At 66.1% G+C, this 22119-nt stretch carries 23 protein-coding genes; 8 read left to right on the plus strand and 15 right to left on the minus strand.

Annotated features, from left to right (window positions below):
• Position 1 precedes the first annotated feature (1 nt).
• Both ACWCIA_RS10870 and ACWCIA_RS10875 read left to right on the plus strand, forming a co-directional pair.
• Positions 2-1399, plus strand: coding sequence for a sigma-54-dependent transcriptional regulator (locus ACWCIA_RS10870; RefSeq protein WP_454163167.1), 1398 nt, complete (start codon positions 2-4; stop codon positions 1397-1399).
• A gap of 84 nt (positions 1400-1483) precedes the next feature.
• Positions 1484-1711: a hypothetical protein gene (locus ACWCIA_RS10875; protein ID WP_454163169.1), complete on the plus strand. Its 228-nt coding sequence runs from the start codon at positions 1484-1486 to the stop codon at positions 1709-1711.
• Positions 1712-1729: 18 nt separating this feature from the next.
• On the opposite strand, the gene ACWCIA_RS10880 is transcribed toward ACWCIA_RS10875, so the two are convergent.
• Positions 1730-2287 carry a cupin domain-containing protein gene (locus ACWCIA_RS10880; protein WP_454163171.1) on the minus strand — a complete coding sequence of 186 codons (558 nt, stop codon included), beginning with the start codon at positions 2285-2287 and terminating at the stop codon, positions 1730-1732.
• Between the two features lie 402 nt (positions 2288-2689).
• Between ACWCIA_RS10880 and ACWCIA_RS10885 the strand changes: the two genes are divergently transcribed.
• On the plus strand, positions 2690-3367 hold the full coding sequence (locus ACWCIA_RS10885; RefSeq protein WP_454163172.1) for a hypothetical protein: 678 nt from the start codon (positions 2690-2692) through the stop codon (positions 3365-3367).
• Between the two features lie 152 nt (positions 3368-3519).
• Here ACWCIA_RS10885 and paaZ read toward each other — a convergent pair whose 3' ends face one another.
• From paaZ to paaA, 12 genes are all read right to left on the minus strand, one after another.
• A complete protein-coding gene (gene paaZ / locus ACWCIA_RS10890) occupies positions 3520-5565 on the minus strand; it encodes a phenylacetic acid degradation bifunctional protein PaaZ (RefSeq protein WP_454163173.1) in 2046 nt (681 codons plus the stop codon).
• 91 nt (positions 5566-5656) lie between these two features.
• Positions 5657-6256, minus strand: a complete 600-nt coding sequence (locus ACWCIA_RS10895; RefSeq protein WP_454163175.1) for a phenylacetic acid degradation protein PaaY — start codon at positions 6254-6256, stop codon at positions 5657-5659.
• Positions 6257-6258: 2 nt separating this feature from the next.
• Positions 6259-7464 (minus strand): 3-oxoadipyl-CoA thiolase, encoded by a 1206-nt coding sequence (pcaF, locus tag ACWCIA_RS10900; RefSeq protein WP_454163176.1) that lies wholly within the window; start codon positions 7462-7464, stop codon positions 6259-6261.
• Between the two features lie 14 nt (positions 7465-7478).
• A complete protein-coding gene (gene paaK, locus ACWCIA_RS10905) occupies positions 7479-8795 on the minus strand; it encodes a phenylacetate--CoA ligase PaaK (protein WP_454163178.1) in 1317 nt (438 codons plus the stop codon).
• 33 nt (positions 8796-8828) lie between these two features.
• On the minus strand, positions 8829-9266 hold the full coding sequence (gene paaI / locus ACWCIA_RS10910; protein ID WP_454163179.1) for a hydroxyphenylacetyl-CoA thioesterase PaaI: 438 nt from the start codon (positions 9264-9266) through the stop codon (positions 8829-8831).
• Positions 9256-10821, minus strand: a complete 1566-nt coding sequence (gene paaH / locus ACWCIA_RS10915) for a 3-hydroxyacyl-CoA dehydrogenase PaaH (protein ID WP_454163287.1) — start codon at positions 10819-10821, stop codon at positions 9256-9258. The genes paaI and paaH overlap by 11 nt, the downstream gene beginning before the upstream one ends.
• Positions 10821-11612 carry a 2-(1,2-epoxy-1,2-dihydrophenyl)acetyl-CoA isomerase PaaG gene (gene paaG / locus ACWCIA_RS10920; RefSeq protein ID WP_454163180.1) on the minus strand — a complete coding sequence of 264 codons (792 nt, stop codon included), beginning with the start codon at positions 11610-11612 and terminating at the stop codon, positions 10821-10823. Before paaG ends, paaH begins: the two co-directional genes overlap by 1 nt.
• An 18-nt stretch (positions 11613-11630) precedes the next feature.
• Positions 11631-12707 carry a 1,2-phenylacetyl-CoA epoxidase subunit PaaE gene (paaE, locus tag ACWCIA_RS10925; RefSeq protein WP_454163182.1) on the minus strand — a complete coding sequence of 359 codons (1077 nt, stop codon included), beginning with the start codon at positions 12705-12707 and terminating at the stop codon, positions 11631-11633.
• 21 nt (positions 12708-12728) lie between these two features.
• Positions 12729-13247, minus strand: a complete 519-nt coding sequence (paaD, locus tag ACWCIA_RS10930; protein ID WP_454163183.1) for a 1,2-phenylacetyl-CoA epoxidase subunit PaaD — start codon at positions 13245-13247, stop codon at positions 12729-12731.
• A complete protein-coding gene (paaC, locus tag ACWCIA_RS10935; protein ID WP_454163185.1) occupies positions 13247-13999 on the minus strand; it encodes a 1,2-phenylacetyl-CoA epoxidase subunit PaaC in 753 nt (250 codons plus the stop codon). The genes paaD and paaC overlap by 1 nt, the downstream gene beginning before the upstream one ends.
• Before the next feature lie 8 nt (positions 14000-14007).
• Entirely contained in the window at positions 14008-14292 is a 285-nt protein-coding gene (paaB, locus tag ACWCIA_RS10940; protein ID WP_454163187.1) for a 1,2-phenylacetyl-CoA epoxidase subunit PaaB, read from the minus strand.
• A 123-nt stretch (positions 14293-14415) separates the two neighbouring features.
• Positions 14416-15405, minus strand: coding sequence for a 1,2-phenylacetyl-CoA epoxidase subunit PaaA (paaA, locus tag ACWCIA_RS10945; RefSeq protein WP_454163189.1), 990 nt, complete (start codon positions 15403-15405; stop codon positions 14416-14418).
• Between the two features lie 106 nt (positions 15406-15511).
• Between paaA and paaX the strand changes: the two genes are divergently transcribed.
• The 5 genes from paaX (at position 15512) to ACWCIA_RS10970 (ending at position 21425) form a co-directional block, all read left to right on the plus strand.
• Positions 15512-16441, plus strand: coding sequence for a phenylacetic acid degradation operon negative regulatory protein PaaX (gene paaX / locus ACWCIA_RS10950; RefSeq protein ID WP_454163190.1), 930 nt, complete (start codon positions 15512-15514; stop codon positions 16439-16441).
• Positions 16442-16597: 156 nt separating this feature from the next.
• Positions 16598-17731 carry a M14 family metallopeptidase gene (locus tag ACWCIA_RS10955; protein WP_454163192.1) on the plus strand — a complete coding sequence of 378 codons (1134 nt, stop codon included), beginning with the start codon at positions 16598-16600 and terminating at the stop codon, positions 17729-17731.
• A 50-nt stretch (positions 17732-17781) separates the two neighbouring features.
• On the plus strand, positions 17782-18015 hold the full coding sequence (locus ACWCIA_RS10960; protein WP_454163194.1) for a hypothetical protein: 234 nt from the start codon (positions 17782-17784) through the stop codon (positions 18013-18015).
• A gap of 220 nt (positions 18016-18235) precedes the next feature.
• On the plus strand, positions 18236-19702 hold the full coding sequence (locus tag ACWCIA_RS10965; RefSeq protein ID WP_454163196.1) for an ATPase domain-containing protein: 1467 nt from the start codon (positions 18236-18238) through the stop codon (positions 19700-19702).
• The gene (locus tag ACWCIA_RS10970; protein ID WP_454163198.1) at positions 19689-21425 is read left to right on the plus strand and encodes a response regulator; all 1737 of its coding nucleotides are present in this window, start codon (positions 19689-19691) and stop codon (positions 21423-21425) included. Before ACWCIA_RS10965 ends, ACWCIA_RS10970 begins: the two co-directional genes overlap by 14 nt.
• Before the next feature lie 6 nt (positions 21426-21431).
• Here the strand turns inward: ACWCIA_RS10970 and ACWCIA_RS10975 are convergent, their stop codons facing one another.
• On the minus strand, positions 21432-21863 hold the full coding sequence (locus ACWCIA_RS10975; protein WP_454163200.1) for a DUF1801 domain-containing protein: 432 nt from the start codon (positions 21861-21863) through the stop codon (positions 21432-21434).
• 16 nt (positions 21864-21879) lie between these two features.
• On the minus strand, positions 21880-22119 hold the full coding sequence (locus ACWCIA_RS10980; protein ID WP_454163201.1) for a hypothetical protein: 240 nt from the start codon (positions 22117-22119) through the stop codon (positions 21880-21882).

Raw genomic sequence — 22119 nt, forward strand, 5'->3', positions numbered from 1 at the left:
CATGACGAGCGCCATCCTGATCATCGAGGACGAACTGGTTTTGGCAAAAAACATCAAGGCCTACCTCGAGCGCCATGACTACGAAGCCGTCGCCGTGCACTCGGGCGAGGAAGGCATCGAGCGGCTCGACGCCTTCCTGCCGGACGTCGTGGTGCTCGACTACCACCTGCCGAAGATGAACGGCCTGGACGTCCTCGCGCAGCTGCGCAGGCGGATTCCCCTCATCAAGGTCATCATGATCACCGGTAACGCCACCGTCGAGGTCGCGGTCCAGGCAATGAAACTGGGGGCCTTCGATTACTTGGTGAAACCGGTCGTGCTCAGCGAACTCAAGTTGCTGGTCGACCGCGCGCTGGGCCAGGAGCGCGTCGAGAAAACCCTGAACTACATGCAGGCCCAGCAAGCCAGTAAAAGCGAATTGCGGCACCTGCTGGGCGAATCGGCGCCGATGGTGGCGCTCAAGGACAGCATCCGGCGCCTGGCGGAAGCCGAATATGCGCTGATGGATGACGATTTGCCGGCCGTCCTGATTACCGGCGAAACCGGCACCGGCAAGGAACTGGTCGCGCGGGCGGTGCACTTCGGCGGGCCGCGCAAAGCCCAGCCTTTTATTGAAATCAATTGCGCCTCCATCCCGCCGCACATGCTCGAAGCAGAGCTGTTCGGCTACGAGCGCGGCGCCTTCACCGATGCGCGCGAACGCAAATACGGCTTGATCGAAGCTGCCGAGGGCGGCACCTTGTTCCTGGACGAAATCGGCGAGCTCGAACTGGGCGTGCAGACCAAGCTGCTGAAAGTCCTGGAAGAAAAGAAGGTGCGCCGCCTGGGCGGCCTGCGCGAGCAGCGCATCAATTTCCGGGTCATCGCGGCCACCAACCAGGACCTGCAGCGCCGCGTCCTCGACGGTACATTCCGCTCGGACCTGTATTACCGCCTGAAAACGGTGTGCCTGCCGGTACCGCCCTTGCGCGAGCGGGCCGGCGACATCCTCCTGCTCGCCAAGGCCTTCCTGGCCATGCACGGCGCCCGTTACCGCAAGCGGCAGCTGTTCCTCTCCACCGACGCCGAGCAGGCGCTACGCGCATGGCACTGGCCGGGCAATGTCCGCGAGCTCCAGAACATGCTCGAGCAGATCACCCTGATGGCCCGCCAGGACGCGGTCACCCGCGACGATCTGCTCCTGCCGGTTGCGCCGGCCAGCCATATTCGACCTGCCCGCCCGATCGCAGCGGGAACCGATTCCATGCTCAACCTGGAAGACATGGAACGCCAGTACCTGCTGGCCGCACTGGGGAAATCCGAATGGAACATCACGCAGGCGGCCAAACTGCTCGGCCTGTCGCGCGATGCCATGCGCTACCGGATCGAGAAACACGGCATCCGCAGCGAAGCGTCCTGAGCGCCTGCGCACAGTTAAGACGCCCACCGACGCCGTCGCCCTGCCCCGCTAGACTCCGGACAAGACCATCACACGGGGAATGCGATGCAACGCTACAAAAACCTGAGCGGCGAATCGGGCGTGCTCGCCTACGAGATCGGCGACCGCTCGATCACGGTGCGTTTTACGGGGGGCGACCGCTACCTCTACACCGACCAGAGCGCCGGCGCCGACAACATCGCCGAGATGCAGCGCCTGGCCACACTCGGCAGCGGGCTGTCGACTTTCATCAGCCAAGTGATTCGCGACCGCTACGAGCGCAAGCTCGACTAGGCTTGCGCTCGTGGGAGCTCAGCCGCGGTCTTCGGGATGCGGATCGGTGCGGTAGACGCGCTGCCCGATCGTGTGCTCCTCGACGCCGGGACTGCCCACAGGCGTGGCCGGGTTGCCGCGCTTCGGATAGGGCGTGCCGTCCTTGTGCGTGTAGCTGCCGGTAGCGCCGTCGTACATCAGGTCGATGTCCGGATAGGTGGCGCGGTCCTCGGGCACGTTCGGGCCGACCGCCAGGAACAGCGCATTGCCCCAGCTGCGGTTGACCAGGTGGTGACCGTTCGGCCGGCCAGCGGGAAAGGCCGCGCAGTCGCCGGCGCGCATCAGGGTCTCGCCCTCGTCGGTGACGAGCGTCAGCTCGCCGGACACGACCATGACGAACTCGTCCTCGTGGGTATGCCAGTGCCGCTGCGACGAGGCCGCGCCCGGTTTCAATTCGACCAGGTTGACGCCGAACTGGCTCAGGCCGCCCGCCTCGCCCAGCGCCTGCCGGCTGCGCCCATTCACCATCTCGGCGAAGGGTTCTGGATAACCGGTTCCAGTCAATACGGGGATACTGCTCAGGTCTAACCGCGACATACACGCTCCAATGGCAAGTGAGACAAATGAAGGGGTGAAGCCTAGCCTTCATTATGCACGCCTTGGGCTTTCGCGCATCGTATGGCGCAGGCTGTTGTGCCGCATCAATGAATGTGCGCGGGTAAGGCAACAGGTTTTGCGTCCCGCATGAAGTGGGGCAGCAAGGCGAGATCGGGTCGCCTGACAACACGCTCGGCTTTTCATGCCGGTGATGGGTGGCTAGCCTGTTATCGACCCACCGTGTTGAACAACCTCATGTCGAAAATCACGAAGATGCACCTTCGAAAAAGTTGGCAAATTTGAAAGCAGTGCGCTACCATGGTCGCGTCGCCGCCTGGATGTTCGACGGCGCACAACGACCAACTGGCGGCGTCCTGCCATTCCTACACGGAACGACCATCCATGCATATCCAACTGTTTGCGCCGGCGCTGGCCGGCGTTTTATTGCTCAGCGCATGCAGCAACATGGCCGAGCAGCGCGCCCAGCGCGTCGCAGCGATTCCTGAAGAAAAGCGCGCATACATCATCGGTGCCTATGCGGTCGGCTGCGAGCCGGCGAAAGACCGTTGCCGCCAGGCCTTCAATGCGATTTCCACCCATTACCGCAATGTGGAGGACAAGGACTTCGATTCTGAATTCGAATTCGTTCATGGAAGCGTCTTCGGCAAGGACACCGTGCCCGACTACACGCGCATGGACAGGCAGGACAAAGGGATCTATTTTTGCGTTCCACTGCCAGCCGGCCGGTACAGTGTGTATGCCTATGACTTCTACAATTTCGCCGGTGGCGGCAGCGGGTATTCGATGAAGAAGGAACACCACTTCGACTTGCCCTTTTCCGTATCGGAAGGCGAAGTGGCGTATCTCGGCACCTTGAAGATCAGCGCAGCCACGGGCAAGAATATCTTCGGCATGCCCCTGCCGGCACCGGGCGTACTGCTGCTGTCAAGTTCACCGGGCGACGCGATGGATAAAGCTCTGCAGAAGTGTCCGGAACACGTCCGGACCCGCCCTGTGCGCAACGCCGCACTGCGCGCTGAGGGAGCCAGCCCGTACGTGCTGGCCGATCCTCAGCCGTAATCCGGGCAGCGCCTTCCCGCCAGCGCTGCCTGGCAGTCGTTGCGAAGAGAGACCCGGCAGGCAGACTGTCTCATGCCGAACTGGCCGGGCTGGCCGCATTCCAGAACGCCGAACGCCGGGATCAGGTCTGACCCCGGCGTTTTTCTCTTCCCTCAGGCCCGCTTCTGCACCAGCGTCAGGATGTCGTAGCTGGCCACCAGCTCGTCGTTCTGGTTCGTCACCTGCACGTCCCACGCCACCACGCCCTGCCCGCGCCCTTGCTCGTCGGTGCGGTTGCGGTCGACCTTGCGCTTGCAGGTGAGGCGGGCGCGGATGGTGTCGCCGATCGCCACCGGGGCGACGAAGCGCAGGTTGTCCAGGCCGTAGTTGGCCAGCACCGGGCCCGGCGCCGGCGAGACGAACAGGCCGGCCGCCGCCGACAGCACGAAGTAGCCGTGGGCGATGCGCTTGCCGAACTGGGTGTCCTTGGCCGCGATCTCGTCGAAGTGCATGTAGAAGTAGTCGCCCGAGACGCCGCCGAAATTGACGATGTCCGCTTCGCTCACCGTGCGGCGGTGGGTCAGCAGCGAGTGGCCCACTTCCAGGTCTTCGAAGTGGCGGCGGAACGGGTGGATCTCCGATTCCTTCACGGCGCCGCCGCGCACATACTCTCCCGTCACGGCAGTGAGCATCGTCGGCGAGCCCTGCACCGCCGCGCGCTGCAGGAAGTGCTTCACCGCGCGGATGCCGCCCAGCTCTTCGCCGCCGCCGGCGCGTCCCGGACCGCCGTGCTTCAGCTGCGGCAGCGGCGAGCCGTGGCCGGTCGAATCGACCGCCGACTCGCGGTCGAGGATGTGCACGCGACCGTGCGAAGCGGCGGCAACCGGCACCGCATGCGCGGCGATCGCCGGGTCTTTCGTTGCCAGCGTGGTGACCAGGCTGCCGCGGCCGAGCGCCGCCAGGTGCAGGGCCTCGTCGATGTCGCGGTAGGTCATCATCGTGCTGACCGGGCCGAAGGCTTCGATGTCGTGCACGGCCGTGTTGATGGCCGCGTTGCGGCACAGGAGCAGGGTCGGCGAGAAGAAGGCGCCGCTGGCGCAACCCTCCCCGACCGGGTTGAAGCCGTGGTGGGCGCCGAAGATCACCTCGTTGCCGCGCGCGAGCATTTCGACCCGTTCCGACACGTCGCGGTGCTGGTCCATCGAGGCCAGCGCACCCATGCGCACGCCTTCCATCTTCGGATTGCCGACGACGATCTTCGACAGACGGTCGCGCAGGCGCTCGCCCAGCGCATCGACGTGCTGCTCGGGCACGATGACGCGGCGGATCGCCGTGCACTTCTGGCCGGCCTTGCCGGTCATCTCGCGCGCCACTTCCTTGACGAACAGGTCGAACTCCGGATCGTCCGGGGTCACGTCCGGCGCCAGGATCGCGCAGTTGAGCGAGTCCGCTTCTGCGGTGAACGGGACGGATTCGCGGATCAGGTTGGGATTGGCGCGCAGTTTGGCGGCGGTGTCGGCCGAGCCGGTGAAGGTGACCGCATCGAAACCGGTCAGCCGGTCCAGCAGGTCGCCGGTCGAGCCGATGACGAGCTGCAGCGCGCCGTCCGGCAGCAGGCCGGATTCATGCATCATCTTGACCACGGCGTGGGTCAGGTAGCTGGTCGCGGTGGCCGGCTTGCCGATGCAGGGCATGGCGGCCAGGAAGCTGGGCGCGAATTTTTCGAGCAGGCCCCAGATCGGGAAGTTGAAGGCGTTGATGTGCACGGCCAGGCCGCCGCGCGGCACCAGGATGTGGGTGCCGGCGAAGCCGCCGCGCTTGCCCAGGGCGATCGCCGGGCCTTCGTGCAGCACGTTTGACGAGGGCAGCTCGCGCCCGCCCATGCTGGCGTAGGCGAACAGGGTGCCGATGCCGCCTTCGACGTCGACCCAGCTGTCGGCGCGGGTGGCGCCGGTCAGGTGCGAGATCTCGTACAGCTCTTCCTTCCGGTCCATCAGGTACAGGGCCAGGGCTTTCAGGCGCTGGGCGCGGGTCTGGAAGTCGAGCTTCATCAGGCCGGGGACGCCCGTCTTGCGGGCATAGGTGACGGCTTCGTCGAAGTCGATCTTTTCGCCGTGGGTGTGGTAGACCAGCTGGCCGTCGAGGGCGCTGTGCAGGGGGGTGTGGGCTTCCTGGCCGATCCAGCGGCCGCCGATCCAGCTTTGCAGGGTGTTTGCCATGTTTGTCTCCTCAGGAATTGTGTGCGCAGGGTGTGCGAAAGGTGTACCGCGTGGGGTAATTGAAGCCAGTGGCTTCAATTACGTGCCCACCCTACTTTTTGGGTGCGTGGCCGCCGGTGCCGCTGAAGTCGAAAGCGGGGCGGTTGGGTTCGATCTCGGTGTAGGCCTCGACTTCGCGCATCGTGTTCAGGGAACGCGTGGTGAGCTGGTGGTACTGCTTCGTGCCGAAGCTCTTCCACTTGACGTCTTCGTCGGTCAGTGCGCGCATCACCTTGGCAGGAGTGCCCATCACCATGCTGCGCGGCGGGATCACCATGCCGGCCTTCACGAAGCTCATTGCGGCGACGATGGATTCTTCTCCGACGACGGCGCCGTCCATGACCACCGCGTTCATGCCGACCATCGCATTGCGGCCCACGCGGCAGCCGTGCAGCACGGCGCCGTGGCCGATGTGGCCGTCGACTTCGATCACGGTCTCGCCGTCCTCGAAGCCGTGCATCACGCAGCTGTCCTGCACGTTGGCGCCCTCTTCCAGCACCAGGCGGCCGAAGTCGCCGCGCAGCGAGGCCAGCGGGCCGATGTAGCAGCGCGGGCCGACGATGACGTCGCCGATCAGCACCGCCGTCGGGTGCACGTAGCTAGTCGGGTGCACCACCGGGCGCACGCCGTCGATTTCGTAGACTTTGACCACGCTTAGACCCTTTCGATGATCAGGGCGATGCCCTGGCCGACGCCGATGCACATCGTGCACAGGGCGTAGCGCCCGCCCGTGCGCTGCAGCTGGTACACGGCGGTGGTCACCAGGCGCGCACCGGATGCGCCCAGCGGGTGGCCCAGCGCAATCGCGCCGCCGTTCGGGTTCACGTGCCCGGCGTCGTCGGGAAGACCGAGGTCGCGCATCACGGCCAGGCCTTGTGCGGCGAAGGCTTCGTTCAGCTCGATCACGTCCATCTGGCCGATGGTCAGCCCCGTCTGCGCCAGCACTTTCTTCGTCGCCGGCGATGGGCCGAAGCCCATGATACGCGGCGCGAGGCCGGCAGTCGCCATGCCGACGATGCGCGCTTTCGGCGTGAGGCCGAAGCGGTCGGCGGCCGAGGCGGAGGCGATCAGCAGCGCGCAGGCGCCGTCGTTCACGCCCGAGGCGTTACCGGCGGTGACGCTGCCGTCGGGCGTGACCACGCCTTTCAGCTTGGCCAGCGCCTCGATGGTGGTGTCCGGGCGCGGATGCTCGTCGGTGTCGAACACGCGCGACTCGCCCTTCTTCGAGTGCAGGGTGACGCCCACGAGTTCGTCCTTGAAGACGCCGGCGGCATGCGCGCGCGCCCAGCGCTGCTGGCTGCGGATGGCGAAGGCGTCCTGGTCGGCGCGGGCGACATGGAAATCGCGCGCCACGTTTTCCGCCGTCTCCGGCATCGAGTCGATGCCGTACTTCGCCTTCATCAGCGGGTTGACGAAGCGCCAGCCAATGGTCGTGTCCTCAATTTTTGCCGCGCGCGAGAAGGCGGAATCGGCCTTGCCCATCACGAAAGGCGCGCGCGTCATGCTCTCCGAGCCGCCGGCGATGATCAGGTTCGCTTCGCCGGCGCGGATCGCGCGACCGGCGAGGCCCACCGCGTCCAGGCTCGAGCCGCACAGGCGGTTGATGGTATTGCCCGGGACTTCAGGCGGCAGCCCGGCGAGCAATCCTGCCATATGCCCGACGTTGCGGTTGTCCTCGCCCGCCTGGTTGGCGCAGCCCCAGTACAGGTCGTCGACCATGGACCAGTCGACGCCCTTGTTGCGCTCGATGAGCGCGGCGATCGGCAGCGCGGCCAGGTCGTCGGCGCGCACGGAGGCAAGCGCGCCGCCGTAGCGGCCGAAGGGGGTGCGGATGGCGTCGCAGATGAATGCGTCGATCATTGGGAAGTCTCCTGTTAGATGTTCTTGGGGCGTTTGTCGACCACGCGCCGGGCCTTGCCGGTCAGCGTGCGCTCGATGCCCATCGGCGGCATCAGGGTCACTTTCGTGCTCACGCCGACATAGGTCTTGATGCAGTGCTGGAGTTCGCGGCACAGGGCGTCGACCGTGTCCTGCGACTGCCCGGCATCCTTCAGTTCGCCGAATACGGCCAGGGTGTCGAGGTTGCCCTCTTTCGCCACCACCAGCTGGTACTGCGGCGCCAGCGCCGGCATTTTGAGTATCAGTTCTTCGATCTGGCTCGGGAACACGTTCACGCCGCGGATGATCAGCATGTCGTCCGAGCGGCCCGTGATGCGGCCCATGCGCCGCATCGAGCGCGAAGTCGGCGGCAACAGGCGCGTCAGGTCCCGCGTGCGGTAGCGGATGATCGGCAGCGCCTCTTTCGTCAGCGAGGTGAAGACGAGCTCTCCCTCTTCTCCGTCGGGCAGCACTTCGCCCGTGTCGGGGTCGATGATCTCGGGATAAAAATGGTCTTCCCAGATCACCGGGCCGTCCTTGCTCTCGATGCATTCGCTGGCCACGCCCGGCCCCATCACCTCGGACAGGCCGTAGATGTCGACGGCGTCGATGCCCGCCTCCTGCTCGATCGTGCGCCGCATTTCGTTGGTCCAGGGTTCCGCCCCGAAGATGCCGACCTTCAGCGAGGATTGGGCCGGATCGATCCCCTGGCGCTTGAACTCCTCGACGATGTTGAGCATGTACGAAGGCGTGACCATGATGATCGAAGGCTGGAAGTCGCAGATCAGCTGTACCTGCTTTTCGGTCTGCCCGCCCGACATCGGCACCACGGTGCAGCCCAGGCGCTCGGCGCCGTAGTGGGCGCCCAGGCCGCCCGTGAACAGGCCGTAGCCATAGGCGACGTGCACCATGTCGCCGGGACGCCCGCCGGCCGCGCGGATCGAACGCGCGACGACGTCGGCCCAGGTGTCGATGTCTTTTTTCGTGTAGCCGACGACCGTCGGGCGGCCGGTCGTGCCGGAGGACGCGTGCACGCGGACCACCTGCTCGCGCGGCACCGCAAACAGGCCGAACGGGTAGTTGTCGCGCAGGGTCTTCTTTTCGGTGAAGGGGAATTTCGCCAGGTCGGCCAGGGATGTCAGGTCGGCCGGATGGACGCCGGCTTCATCGAAAGCCCGACGGTAATGCGGCACGTTGTCATAGGCGTGCTGCAGCGACCATTTCAGGCGTTCGAGCTGCAGCGCCTGCAGCTCGTCGCGGCTGGCGCGCTCGATCGGTTCGAGCTCGCCGGGCGTGGGAATACGCTGGACCATCTGGATCTCCTTCAGGGGTGTCGTTTTAGGTGCTCAGGCAGCTACTTCGGCGACCATCCCGCTCACGCGGTGCGACTTGCCGCGGAAGAGCGCGATACGGCGCCCTTCCGCGTTGGTCACCGTGACGTCGTAGACGCCGGTTTTACCTTGCAGCGCCTGCTCGACGGCTTCGGCCACCAGGACGTCTCCTTCGCGTCCCGGTGCCAGGTAGTCGATCGTGCAGCCGGCGCCGACGGTATTGAAATTGTGCGAATTGCAGGCGAAGGCAAAGGCGCTGTCGGCCAGCATGAAGATGTAGCCGCCGTGGCAGGTCGCATGCCCGTTGAGCATGTCGTTCCGAACCTGCATGCGCATGCGCGCGTAGCCGGGACGAATCTCGTCCAGCGTCATGCCGAGCGCCTGGCTGGCCGGGTCGCGCTCGTACATGGTCTTGCCGGCCAGTTCGGCCAGGGCCTGGGGATCACTGTGCATGGAAACGCGGCTCCTCGGGATTGGCGGCGAGCTTGCGGCGTAGCAGGGGCGAGATGCGGTAGCGCTCTTCGCCGTAGGTAGTGCTCAAGTTGGCCAGGGTCGTCACCACGTGGGCGATGCCGGCACTGTCCGCCCAGGCCAGCGGCCCGCGCGGGTAGTTGACGCCCTTTTGCATGGCGATGTCGACGGCCTGCGCGCTGCACACGCCCTGGTTGACGGCGTCGGCCGCTTCGTTGGCGAGCATGGCGACGGTGCGCATCACGGCCATGCCGGGTACGTCTTCGAGGCGCGTGACTTCGAAGCCGGCTGCCTGGAACAGGCCGACCGCGGCGTGATAAGCCTCGTCGCTGCACTGGTCGGCGCGCGCCAGGGCGATGCGCGTGGCCTTCGCATGGTCGAACAGCAGGTCGTAGACCACCGTGTTCGCATGGTGGTTGGCGGCGGCGCGCTCGGTGGCGCTGCGGCCGTCGGTGAGGAAGATGGCGGCGCCGTTGCAGTGGAAGGCAGGCGCTTCGTTCTTCTCGGCGCCGTGCAGGGGTTCGCGGTGCGCGACCGTGAAACCGGCGGCGGCCAGGCGCGCTTCCATCGGCGTCAGCACGCTCTTCGTCACTTCGCGCGACACGCTGATCGCGACCGTGTTCGGGCGCGGCTGCGCCGGCTCCGTCTGCACGACGGGTTTCGCCGCATCGTCGCCGTAACGGTAGAAACCGCGCCCCGTCTTGCGGCCGAGGAAGCCGGCATTTACCAGCTCCTGCTGCACCACCGAAGGCGTGAAGCGGCCGTCGCCGAAGTAGGCGGCGTGCACGGATTGGGTGACCAAGAAATTGACGTCGTGGCCGATCAGGTCCATCAGCTCGAAGGGCCCCATGCGGAAACCGCCCGCTTCGCGCATGACCGCGTCCAGCGTGGCCGCATCGGCCGCGCCTTCCTGCAGCAGGCGCAGCGCTTCGGCGTAGTACGGGCGGGCGACGCGGTTGACGATGAAGCCGGGGGTCGACTTGGCGTGCACCGGGTCCTTGCCCCAGGCCTGGGCGGTAGCGTAGACGGTGTCCGCGACCTGCTTGTCGGTCGCCAGCCCGCTGATCACTTCGACCAGCGCCATCAGCGGCACCGGGTTAAAGAAGTGCATGCCGACCAGGCGTTCCGGGCGTTTCAAGGGCGCGGCAATCGCGGTGACCGAGATCGAGGAGGTGTTAGTCGCCAGGATGCAGCCGTCGCCGACGATGCCTTCCAGGTCCGCGAACAGCTTGCGCTTGGCGTCCAGGTTTTCGACGATGGCTTCGATGACGATGGCCGCGTCGCGTACGCCGTCCAGCGTGTCGACCGTCTGCAGGCGCTCGCGTGCGAGGTCGGCGTCAGCTGCGGCCATGCGGCCTTTGTCGACCAGCTTGGCGTAGACCTTGCCGATCTCGGCGATGGCCTTGGCGGCTGCCCCTTCGCGCGTGTCGAACAGGCGCACCGGGTGGCCGCTGGCGGCCGCGATCTGGGCGATGCCGGAACCCATGGCGCCGCTGCCGATGACGGCGACGACGCTATTTTTAGCCAGGCCTTCCATCATTCCCCCTTGAACTGCGCCGGGCGCTTGGCGATGAAGGCGGCGACGCCTTCGCGGTAGTCGTGGCTGTAGCCGAGTTCGCGCATCATCGCGCCTTCTAATTGAAGTTGTTCCGGCAGCGTGTTCGCGTAGCTGGCCTGCAGCGCCTTTTTCGTGAATGCGAGACCCTTGGTCGGCGCGCTGGCGAAGTGGTCGGCCATGGCCATCGCCTCGTCCATCAGCGCTTCGTCAGGTACGCAGCGCCAGATCAGGCCCCACTCTTCCGCCTTTTCGGCGGACAGCTTCTCGCCCAGCATGGCCAGTCCCGTCGCGCGCGCGTGGCCGATCAGGCGCGGCAGATGCCAGGTGCCGCCGGTGTCCGGAATCAGGCCCAGCTTGCAGAAGGCTTCGATGAAGCTGGCCGATTTCGCGGCGAGCACGATGTCGCAGGCCAGCGCGAGATTCGCGCCGGCGCCGGCGGCCACGCCGTTCACCGCGCAGATCACCGGCAGCGGCAGGCTGCGCAGGGTCATCACGAGCGGCGCGTAGAATTTTTCCACCGATTCACCGAGGTCGACACCCGGCGCGCCCGGCGCCACGGCGCGGTCGCCCAGGTCCTGGCCGGCGCAGAAACCGCGGCCGGCGCCGGTCAGCACCAGCACGCGCACCGATTTGTCGGCCTGCAGCTTGTCGAGCGCGTCGCGCACTTCGAGGTGCATGGCCTGGGTAAAGCTGTTCAGGCGGTCGGGGCGGTTTAGCGTGAGGACGGCGACGCCGTTTTCAATCGTGAACAGGATCGATTCGTAGCTCATTGGATGTCTCTCTCTTTATTATTCGTGCTGGTCGAAGTCGACGATCACCTTGTCCGTGATCGGGAAAGCCTGGCAGGACAGGACGAAGCCGCGCGCGACCTCGTAGTCTTCCAGCGCGTAGTTCACGTCCATCTCGACATTGCCGTCGACGACCTTGCAGCGGCAGGTCGAGCACACGCCGCCCTTGCAGGAGTAGCGCATGTCGATGCCGGCGCGCAGGCCCGCGTCGAGGATCGATTCCTTGTCCTTGTCCATCGTGAAGCTGGCGGCGCTGCCGTCCATGATCACGGTCACTTCGGTCTGCTGGTGCGCCCCCGCCTGGATTGGCCGCGGCTTGTGCTCGTGCTTGGGGATGCTGGCGGCGAACAGCTCGATGCGGATCTTTTCCTTGGCCATGCCCGCTTCCTGCAGCGACTTCGAGACGCCGTGCATCATGTCTTCCGGGCCGCAGATGAAGGCGATGTCGATGTCCTGGATGTCGATCCAGTGCTTGAGGAAAGCGCTGCACTTCTCGCCGGTGATGCGGCCGTTGAACAGTTCGATGTCCTGCTGCTCGCGGCTCATCACGTAGACCAGCTTGAGGCGGCCCATGTAGACGTCCTTCAGGTCGGTCAGCTCGTCGCGGAAGATGACCGACGAAGAGGCGCGGTTGCCGTAGACGAGGGTAAAGCGGCTCTTCGGCTCGGCCTGCAGGGTGGTCTTGATGATGGAGAGGATGGGCGTGATGCCGCTGCCGGCGGCGAAGGCCAGGTAGTGGCGCTCGCTCTCCGGTTCCAGGGGCACGTTGAAGTGGCCCATCGGCGGCATGACGTCGAGCGTCGCGCCGGGTTGCAGGCTTTCGTTGGCCCAGCTCGAGAACAGGCCGCCGGGCGTGCGCTTGATCGCCACGCGCAGCTGCTCGTCCTGCACGCTCGAGCAGATCGAATAGGAGCGGCGCACGTCTTCGCCTTCGATCATGGCGCGCAGGGTCAGGTGCTGGCCCTGCTGGTAGGCGAAGGTGGATTTCAGTTCAGGCGGCACGGCGAAGGTGACCGCGATCGCGTCGCGCGTTTCGTGCTTCACCTTGGCCACGGTGAGTGGATAGAATTTGCTCATGGTCGCTTCTTCTTGATGCGCCTAATGGCACTTGAAGTAATCGAAAGGCTCGCGGCAGTCCAGGCACTTGTACAGCGCCTTGCACGGGGTCGAGCCGAACTGGCTGGTCAGCTGGGTGTGTTTGGAGCCGCAATTCGGGCAGCTCACTTCGGGCTCGACGAACGCTGCACGCTTGACGCCGCTGCGCAAGCCGCTGATGTCGATCGCCTGCTGCACGGGCGGCGCGATGCCGTAACCTTTCAGGGCTGCCTTGCCGGCCTCGCTCATCCAGTCGGTGGTCCAGGCGGGAGACAGCCGGTTCACCAGCTTCACGTTCTCCAGCCCGCGTGCGTGCAGTGCGTCCGTGACGGCTTCGGCGATCACCTGCATCGCCGGGCAGCCCGAGTAGGTCGGCGTGATCGTCACGATGCACGCGTCCGCATCGAAGGCGACCTCGCGCACGATGCCGAGGTCCACGATCGAGATCACGGGGATCTCGGGATCGGGGACTTCGCCGAGCCAGGCCCAGACCTGGCTTGTCGTGACGCTCTGCACGTTCATTACCACTCGGCTCCGGGATAGGCGCGCTGCAGGAACTGCATCTCGGCCAGGATGTAGCCGAGGCGCTCGCTGTGGCGGCCCTGCTTGCCGCCGCGCTGCATCCAGGCGTCGGGCGAAGGCATGCTCAAGGTGGCCTCGGCCAGGATCTCGCCGACGTGCTCGAGGAAGGCGGCGCGCAAGCCGTCCGCCGGCGGAGCGATCCCCTGCTCGACCATCGCGTTGTCGATCTCGTCGTAGATAAAGCATTCGCCGCTGTACATCCACAGTTCGTCGAGCGCCGTCTGCATCTTCGCGTGGCTGACATCGGTGCCGTCGCCCAGGCGCACCACCAGGTCGCCGCTGCGGCGCAGGTGATAGGTCACTTCCTTGAGCGACTTTTCGGCGATCTCGGCGATGCGGCCGTCGCTCGATTTGAGCAGGCCCTGCATCAGGAAGTAGTGCCAGGTATCGAACAGGAACTGGCGCATCATCGTCTCGGCATAGCTGCCGTTCGGCTGCTCGACGAGGAGGACGTTGCGGTACTCGTGGGCGTCGCGGTGGAAGGCGAGTTTGTCCTCGTCGCGGCCTTTGCCTTCGAGTTCGCCGGCATAGGTCAGCCACATGCGGGTCTGGCCGAGCAGGTCAAGCGCGACGTTGGTCAGCGCCATGTCTTCTTCCAGCGCCGGGCCCTTGCCGCACAGTTGACTGAGCTGCTGGGAGAGGATCAGGGCGTTGTCGCCCTGGCGCAGCAGATACTGAATTTTTGCATCCATGGCCATGCTCACAGGTTTTTCACTTCTTCCGGCATCGGGAAGAAGGTCGGGTGGCGGTAGACCTTGCTGTTGGCCGGCTCGAACAGGGCTTCCTTGTCGGCCGGGCTGCTAGCCACGATGTCGACGGCGCGCACGACCCAGATCGAGACGCCTTCGTTGCGGCGGGTGTAGACGTCGCGCGCGTTGTTGATCGCCATTTCGGCGTCAGGGGCGTGCAGGCTGCCGACGTGTTTGTGGGCGAGGCCGTGCTGGCTGCGGATGAATACTTCCCACAGGGGCCATTCTTTGCTCATGGTTTGTCTCCGGTGTTTCAGGATGTTTGTCGGCCTCGTGTGCCGATTCGACGTGCAGATGTTCGTTGAACGCGTGGAGTAATTCAGGCCGGGGGCCTGAATTACGAGCCGTCCACCCTACGTTTATGCTGCGGCTTTGCGGGCAGCGGCTTTTTCGGCGTGGGCAACCAGGGCGTCGCGGAACCATTCGCCGTCGTCCCAGGCTTTGACGCGCGTGCGCAGGCGTTCGCGGTTGCAGGGGCCGTTGCCCTTCAGGACGTTGTGGAATTCGCTCCAGTCGATTTCGCCGAACTCGTAGTGGCCGGTTTCCGCGTTCCACTTGAGGTCGGGATCGGGGATGGTCAGGCCGAGGTATTCGGCTTGCGGCACGGTCTGGTCGACCATGCGCTGGCGCAGTTCGTCGTTCGAGAACAGCTTGATGCGCCACTTGCTCGACTGCGCGCTGTTGACCGATTCGGCGTCCGACGGGCCGAACATCATCAGCGAGGGCCACCACCAGCGGTTCAGGGCATCCTGCGCCATCGCCTTCTGCTCGGGCGTGCCTTTCGCGAGGCTCATCATGATGTCGTAGCCCTGGCGCGCGTGGAAGGACTCTTCCTTGCAGACGCGGATCATGGCGCGGGCATACGGGCCGTACGAGCAGCGGCACAGCGGGATCTGGTTGATGATGGCCGAGCCGTCGACCAGCCAGCCGATCGCGCCCATGTCGGCCCAGCTCAGGGTCGGATAGTTAAAAATGCTCGAATACTTGGCCTTGCCCGAGTGCAGCGCGGCGAGCAGCTCGTCGCGCGAGACGCCCAGGGTTTCGGCGGCGCTGTACAGGTACAGGCCGTGGCCCGCTTCGTCCTGGATCTTCGCCAGCAGCACCGACTTGCGCTTGAGTGTCGGCGCGCGCGTCACCCAGTTACCCTCGGGCAGCTGGCCGACGATCTCGGAGTGGGCGTGCTGGGAAATCTGGCGGATCAGCGTCTTGCGGTAGGCGTCCGGCATCCAGTCCTTCGCTTCGATCTTCACGCCCGCGTCGATGCGGGCCTGGAAGGCCTGTTCTTCGAGGCTCATATCGGCCTCGGTCTGGACCTTTTTCAGGCCCGTTTCCACCAGTTGCGCGTACATGGTCAGTCTCCCATTGCAAACATCATGAGGAGATAATACGATACAGAATTCGAGATGTACACCAAAATTTTGAATCATATTGAGAAGCAATAGCGGACGGTATCGGATGACACAACTGACCAGCACGGAGTGGATCGCCCACTCGCTCGCCGCGGATCCTCCGCGTTCAAAATCGCTCGTCATGACGATCATGGGAGATACGATCGCGGCGCATGGCGGCGCGGCCTGGCTGGGCAGCCTGATCGAATTGCTGGCGCCCCTCGGCGTGACCGATCGCCTGGTGCGCACCAGCGTGTTCCGCCTGGTGCAGGAAGGCTGGCTGACGGCCAGCCGCGAAGGCCGGCGCAGCCGCTACGGTTTCGATCCGGCTTCATTGGCCCGTTTCCAGCGCGCCGACCGCCGCATCTACGCCCCGCCCGGCCTGCACTGGGACGGCCGCTGGACGCTGGTGCTGGCGCCGAACGGCAGCATCGACGGCGACCTGCGCACGGCGGTGAGGAAGGAACTCGAATGGGAAGGCTTTGCGATGCTGGGGCCGGGCGTGCTGGCCCATCCGGCGGCCGACCCCGACGGCCTGCTCGACGCCCTGCGCCGCACAGGGGCGACCGGCCGCGTGTTCGTGCTGACCTCTTCCGAGCTGCCGGGCGCCGGCTCGCGTCCCTTGCAGGAGCTGGCCCAGGACGGCTGGGATTTGACCGCCGTGGCGCGCAGCTATGTCGACTTCATCGGGCAGTTCACGCCGCTGCTGGCCCTGCTGCGCGAGCAGGCCGGGATCGCCCCGGCCGAGGCCTTCGCGATCCGCTCGCTGCTGATCCACGCCTACCGCCGCCTGCATCTGCACGACCCGATGCTGCCGATCGAATTGCTGCCCGATCCCTGGCCGGGATCGGACGCCTACGAGGTGGCGCGCGCGATTTATTTGTTGGTGTATGCGCAGGCCGAGGTGCACATCGATGCGGTGCTCAGGCGCGAGGACGAGACGGCGCCGGCGGCCGACGAGGCGTTTTACCAGCGCTTCGGGGGATTGCGCGGCTGATCAAGGGGTGAGACCGCGTGCTTACGAGTGCGCACCCTACGGTGTTCGGCCGTTGTAGGGTGGACTCTTGAGTCCACGCGTTTTCACCGCTCGATCGGCCGCATGCAAAACGAAACCTAGTATCATCTCGGCTTTACCCAATCTACGGGACACACCATGTCTATCAAGATCAGCAGCCAGTTCGACGCCGGCGCCATCGAGATCGTGAACGCCACAAGCGCGAACGCCATCGACCTGAACATCCGCAAGGATTCCCACGCCGACATCACCCAGTGGTTCTACTTCCGCCTGCAGGGCGCGCAGGGCCAGGCATGCACCATCCGCCTGCTCAACGCCGGCCAGGCCGCCTACCCGAAGGGCTGGGAAGACTACAACGCGATGGCGAGCTACGACCGCATCAACTGGTTCCGCGTGCCGACCTCGTTCGACGGCGACGTGCTCACCATCGAGCACACCCCGGGCATGGACAGCGTCTACTACGCCTACTTCGAGCCCTACTCGTGGGAACGCCACCTCGAGCTGCTCGACCGGGCCCAGATGAGCGAACACGTGCGCATGCTCGACCTCGGCTCGACCGTGGACGGCCGCGACCTCAACATGCTGGTTATCGGCGAGCCTGCCGAGGGCAAGAAGAAGGTCTGGGTCATCGCACGCCAGCACCCGGGCGAGACGATGGCCGAGTGGTTCGTCGAAGGCATGCTCGACGCCCTGCTCGATCCGGCCCATCCGTTCGGACGCCAGCTGTTGAATGAGTCGGTGTTCTACGTGGTCCCGAACATGAACCCGGACGGCTCGGTGCGCGGCAACCTGCGTACGAATGCCGCCGGCGCCAACCTGAACCGCGAGTGGCTGAACCCGACCATGGAGCGCAGCCCGGAAGTCTTCCTGGTGCGCCAGAAGATGCATGAAACCGGCGTCGACCTGTGCCTGGACGTGCACGGCGACGAAGGCCTGCCGTATGTCTTCATCGCCGGCAGCGAATCCCTGCCGACCTTCACCGCCGAGCAGGCCGCCGCCCAGAAGCGCTTCAGCGACGACTTCAAGATCGCCAGCCCGGACTTCCAGGACGTGCACGGCTACGGCGCCACGCCCTACACCGAAGAGACGCTGACCATGGGTTCGCCGCACATCACGCACGCCTTCGGCTGCCTGTCGCTGACGCTGGAACTGCCCTTCAAGGACAACGCCAACGACCCCGACCGGCACGTCGGCTGGGACGGCGCCCGCAGCGCCCGCCTCGGCGCGGCGGTGCTGCAGCCGGTGCTGCAGTCGATCCGCGCAATCAAGTAACCCCCGAACGCCCCGCCCGCCGGGGCGTTTTTCATCATCAAGGAACCGTCATGTCCATATTCTCCGCCCCCGTCTTCGACGCCACCGTCATCTACAACGGCCAGGAACTGTTCAAGGGCCGCGGCGCCGCCGAAGGCTGGGCCGCCAAGGTGGCGAAGGAAATCGAGGCCTCGGTGACGGTCGAGAAGATCGGCACCGGCTGGGCGCTGCGCGGCCAGGTCGATGGCCTCGATGTCACCTGGGGCATCTACGGCCAGCGCCTGAGCCGCATCGAAGCGGCCTGATTGCCTGCCCGCCCGTTTGCACGGGCGCCGCGCACGCCAGCATTGCGTCTTCCGTGTCCGAACCGCACTATAATCTCCGCTATATGAGCGCCGTGACGCATCCGGCGCCGCCACATTCCGGCCAGGCACGCAGCGTCGATACGCTGCGGGAAGGTCACATCAATAGGCCCGTACCATGTATTCGAACGCTTCCGCGCGCCCCGCGCTTCCCGGACCACGCATGTCGACCGGCGTTGCCGGGCTCGACGACATCCTGGGCGGCGGCCTCACGCCGCAGCGCATCTACCTGGTCGAGGGTTCGCCCGGCGCCGGCAAGACCACGCTCGGCCTGCAGTTCCTGCTCGACGGGATCGCCAGGGGCGAGAGCGGCCTGTACATCACCCTCTCGGAAACCGCCGCCGAACTGAGCGCGGTGGCCGCCTCGCATGGCTGGTTGCTCGACGCGTTCTCGATCTTCGAGCTGGCCGGCGACCAGGCGCTCGACATCGACGCCCAGCAGTCGGTGTTCCACCCGTCGGAAGTGGAACTGGGCGAGACGACCCGCAACGTGATGAACCAGGTCGACCGCATCAAGCCCGTGCGCGTGGTGTTCGACAGCCTGTCGGAAATGCGCCTGCTGGCCCAGAATCCGCTGCGCTACCGGCGCCAGATCCTCGCCCTGAAGCAGTTCTTCGGCGCGCGCGGCTGCACCGTGCTCCTGCTCGACGACAAGACCGCCGCCTCGGACCAGCACCTGCACAGCATCGCCCACGGCGTCATCAGCCTCGAGCAGATCGCCAAGGAATTCGGCAAGGAGCGCCGCCGCGTCAACATCATCAAGATGCGCGGCATCCGCTTCCGCGGCGGCTACCACGACTACAACCTCGATACCGGCGGCATCACCATGTTCCCGCGCCTGGTGGCGGCCGAGCACATGCGCGACTTCCAGCCCCAGGTCAGCTCGAGCGGCTCGCGCGAGTTCGACCAGCTGCTCGGCGGCGGCCTGGTGCGCGGCACCAACACGCTGATGGTGGGACCGTCCGGCATCGGCAAGACCACCCTCTCGGTACGCTGCCTGCTGTCGGCGCTCGAGCGCGGCGAAAAGGCCGCCTTCTACCTGTTCGACGAAGGCCTCGGCACCTTTTTCGCGCGCAATGCCACGCTCGGCATGAACCTGAAGCCGTATGCCGAGAATGGCCAGCTGAAGATCCTGCACATCGACCCGGCCGAGCTGTCGCCAGGCGAGTTCGCGCAGATGCTGCGCGACGCGGTCGAGGTGGACGGCGTCCGCTTCATCGTCATCGACAGCCTGAACGCCTACCTGCAGGCGATGCCGGGCGAGCAGTACCTGACGCTGCAGATGCACGAGCTGCTGTCCTACCTGAACCAGCAGGGCGTGACCACCGTGCTGGTGCTCGGCCAGCATGGCCTGATCGGCGAAGTGCGCACCGATGTCGACCTGAGCTACCTGTCCGACACCACGGTGCTGCTGCGCTTCTTCGAATCGAGCGGCCGCCTGCGCCGCGCGCTCACCGTCATCAAGAGCCGCACCACGACCCACGCGCTGACCATCCACGAACTGCAGCTCGGCCATGACGGCGTGCGCATCGGCGAGCCGCTGGTCGGCTTCGAGGGCGTGCTGACCGGCCTGCCGAGCTATCACGGCAGCACCGCGATGCTGCCGAATTTGCCCGATGCGCCTCAATAACAACGCCGACGAACGCATCCTGGTCTTCGCGCCGCGCGGGCGCGACGCCGAGGTCATGTGCTCGGTGCTGGGCGGCGACGGCTTCGAGTGCGCAGTCATGCCCGGCTTCGACGCCTTCGTCGCCCATATCGAGGCCGGCGCGGGCGCCGCGATCGTGGCCGAGGAAGCGCTGGCCGACGTCGACCTGACGCGCCTGCGCGCCTGGCTCGAGCGCCAGCCGCCCTGGTCCGACTTCCCCTTCGTGGTCCTGCTGGGTAAAGTCATCGGCCTGGCGCCGGAGGGTGCACGCGAGCGCATCAACGAACTCGGCAACGTGGTCCTGCTCGAGCGGCCCCTGAATGCCCAGACCCTGCGCAGCGCCGTCGCCTCGGCCCTGCGCGCGCGCCGCCGCCAATACGGCTCGCGCGACGTGCTCGCCGACCGCGAGCGCACCGCGTCCAGCCTGCGCCAGAGCCAGGAAGCGCTGGTGCACCTGAACGAGACGCTGGAAGCGCGGATCGAGGAACGCACGCGCGCCCTGGCCCAGGCCAACGACCGCCTGATGAACGAAGTGATCGAGCGCGAGCGGGTGCAGCAGGCGATGGTGCAGCTGCAGAAGATGGAGGCGATCGGACGCCTTACCGGCGGCATCGCGCACGACTTCAACAACCTGCTCAACGTGGTGCAAGGCAGCATGGACCTGATCCTGCTGATGTCGAAGGACGAGGTGGCCAAAAGCCGCGCCGAGGTGGCGCGCCGTGCCTGCCAGCGCGGCGCCAAGCTCACCAGCCAGCTGCTGGCCTTCTCGCGCAACCAGACCCTCGACCTGCGCCCGCTCGACGTGCAGCTGCTCTTCGAGGGCGTGCAGGAACTCGTCGCCACCTCGCTCGGTTCCAGCATCCGCCTGCACTTCGCCGTCGCGGCGCCGGGCGCCAGCGTCATGGCCGACCGCAACCAGATGGAAATGGCCCTGCTCAACCTGGCGATCAATGCGCGCGACGCGATGGACGGCGGCGGCGAGCTGCGCTTCGAGGCCGGCCCCGCCACCCCGCCCGCGGATTTGCTGCCGGCCGGAGAGTACGTGCGCATCGCGGTGACCGACAGCGGCGAAGGCATGCCACCCGAGATCGCCGCGCGCGTCTTCGAACCTTTCTTCACGACGAAGAGCGTGGGCAAGGGCACTGGCCTGGGCCTGTCCCAGGTGTACGGCATGGCCCAGCAGTCCGGCGGCGCGGCGCGCATCCTGAGCGAGCGCGGCGTGGGCACGACGGTGGAAATCTGGCTGAAGCAGGCAGGCAGTGCGGGCGTCTCGCCGGCACTGCCGGAATCCTCTTCTCCTGCCGTGCCGCGCCCGGGCGCGTGCATCCTCGTGGTCGAGGACGACGACTTCGTGCGCGAATCGATGGTCGAATCGCTGCAGGCGCTCGGCCACACGGTGGCCCAGGCGCCCGACGGCGAAGCCGGCCTCCTCGAACTGGAGCGCGCGCGGCCCGACCTGATCATCACCGACTACCTGATGCCGGGCATGACCGGCGCCGACCTGGTGCGGCGCGCCCGCGTGCAGCTGCCGGGCGTGCCGATGATCATCGCCACCGGCTATGCCGACATGAAGGCGATCGAGGAAGTCATCGGCGACGACATGCTGCTGCGCAAACCCTTCCAGCTGGCGGAGCTGGCGGCCGTCGTCGAGCGGGCGCTGCGGAAGGCGGAGAACGACGCCGCGGCGGTGCCGAGCGTGGTGTAGGGAAGTTCAGACGGCTGCAGGGCTGGCATAGCGCTGCCGCATGTCCGCCACCGAGTTGTCGATCAGTTCCTCGAGCACGGCCAGGTCGACGTCGGCCAGCTTGCGCAGGTAGAGGCAGGCCTTGCCGGCCTTGTGGCGGCCGAGCCGGGCCAGCCGGGTTTCCTGTCCCTCGAAGCCCGGCATCAGGTAGACGCTGATGTCGCCCTTGCGCGACGAAAAGCCGGCCAGCGGCGCATCGCCCTCGCGCCCGCTCTCGTAACGGTAGTGGTAGCTGCCGAAGCCGACGATGCCGGCGCCCCACATGGTGGCGGGCGCGCCCGTGATCCGGCCCATCATCTCGACCAGCACGGCGCAGTCCTGGCGCCGGCCCGCATTGGCAATCGCGCCCAGGTAGGCGTCGACGCTGGCGTCGGTCGGCTGCGTCTTGTTTTCCGCCATGGCGCGCCTCGGCCGCTTAGAGCTGGACGCCGAGGTGCTTTTCGATCCAGGCGTGCGCGTCTTCGATGCCGTCGAAGTGCACGGTGGCGATGACCGTCTTGTCGCTGGCCAGGCAGCTGACATAGACGCGCTTTTCGTCGGCCGAGCTGAGCAGGTCGGACTGGGGCGCGAGCTCGACCGAAGCGACCAGGTCCAGGTTCAGCAGGACGGCCTTCTTCGGGTTGTTTTCCTTGTCGATACGAACGAATTTGCTCAC

It is taken from the genome of Massilia sp. SYSU DXS3249, assembly GCF_053668055.1.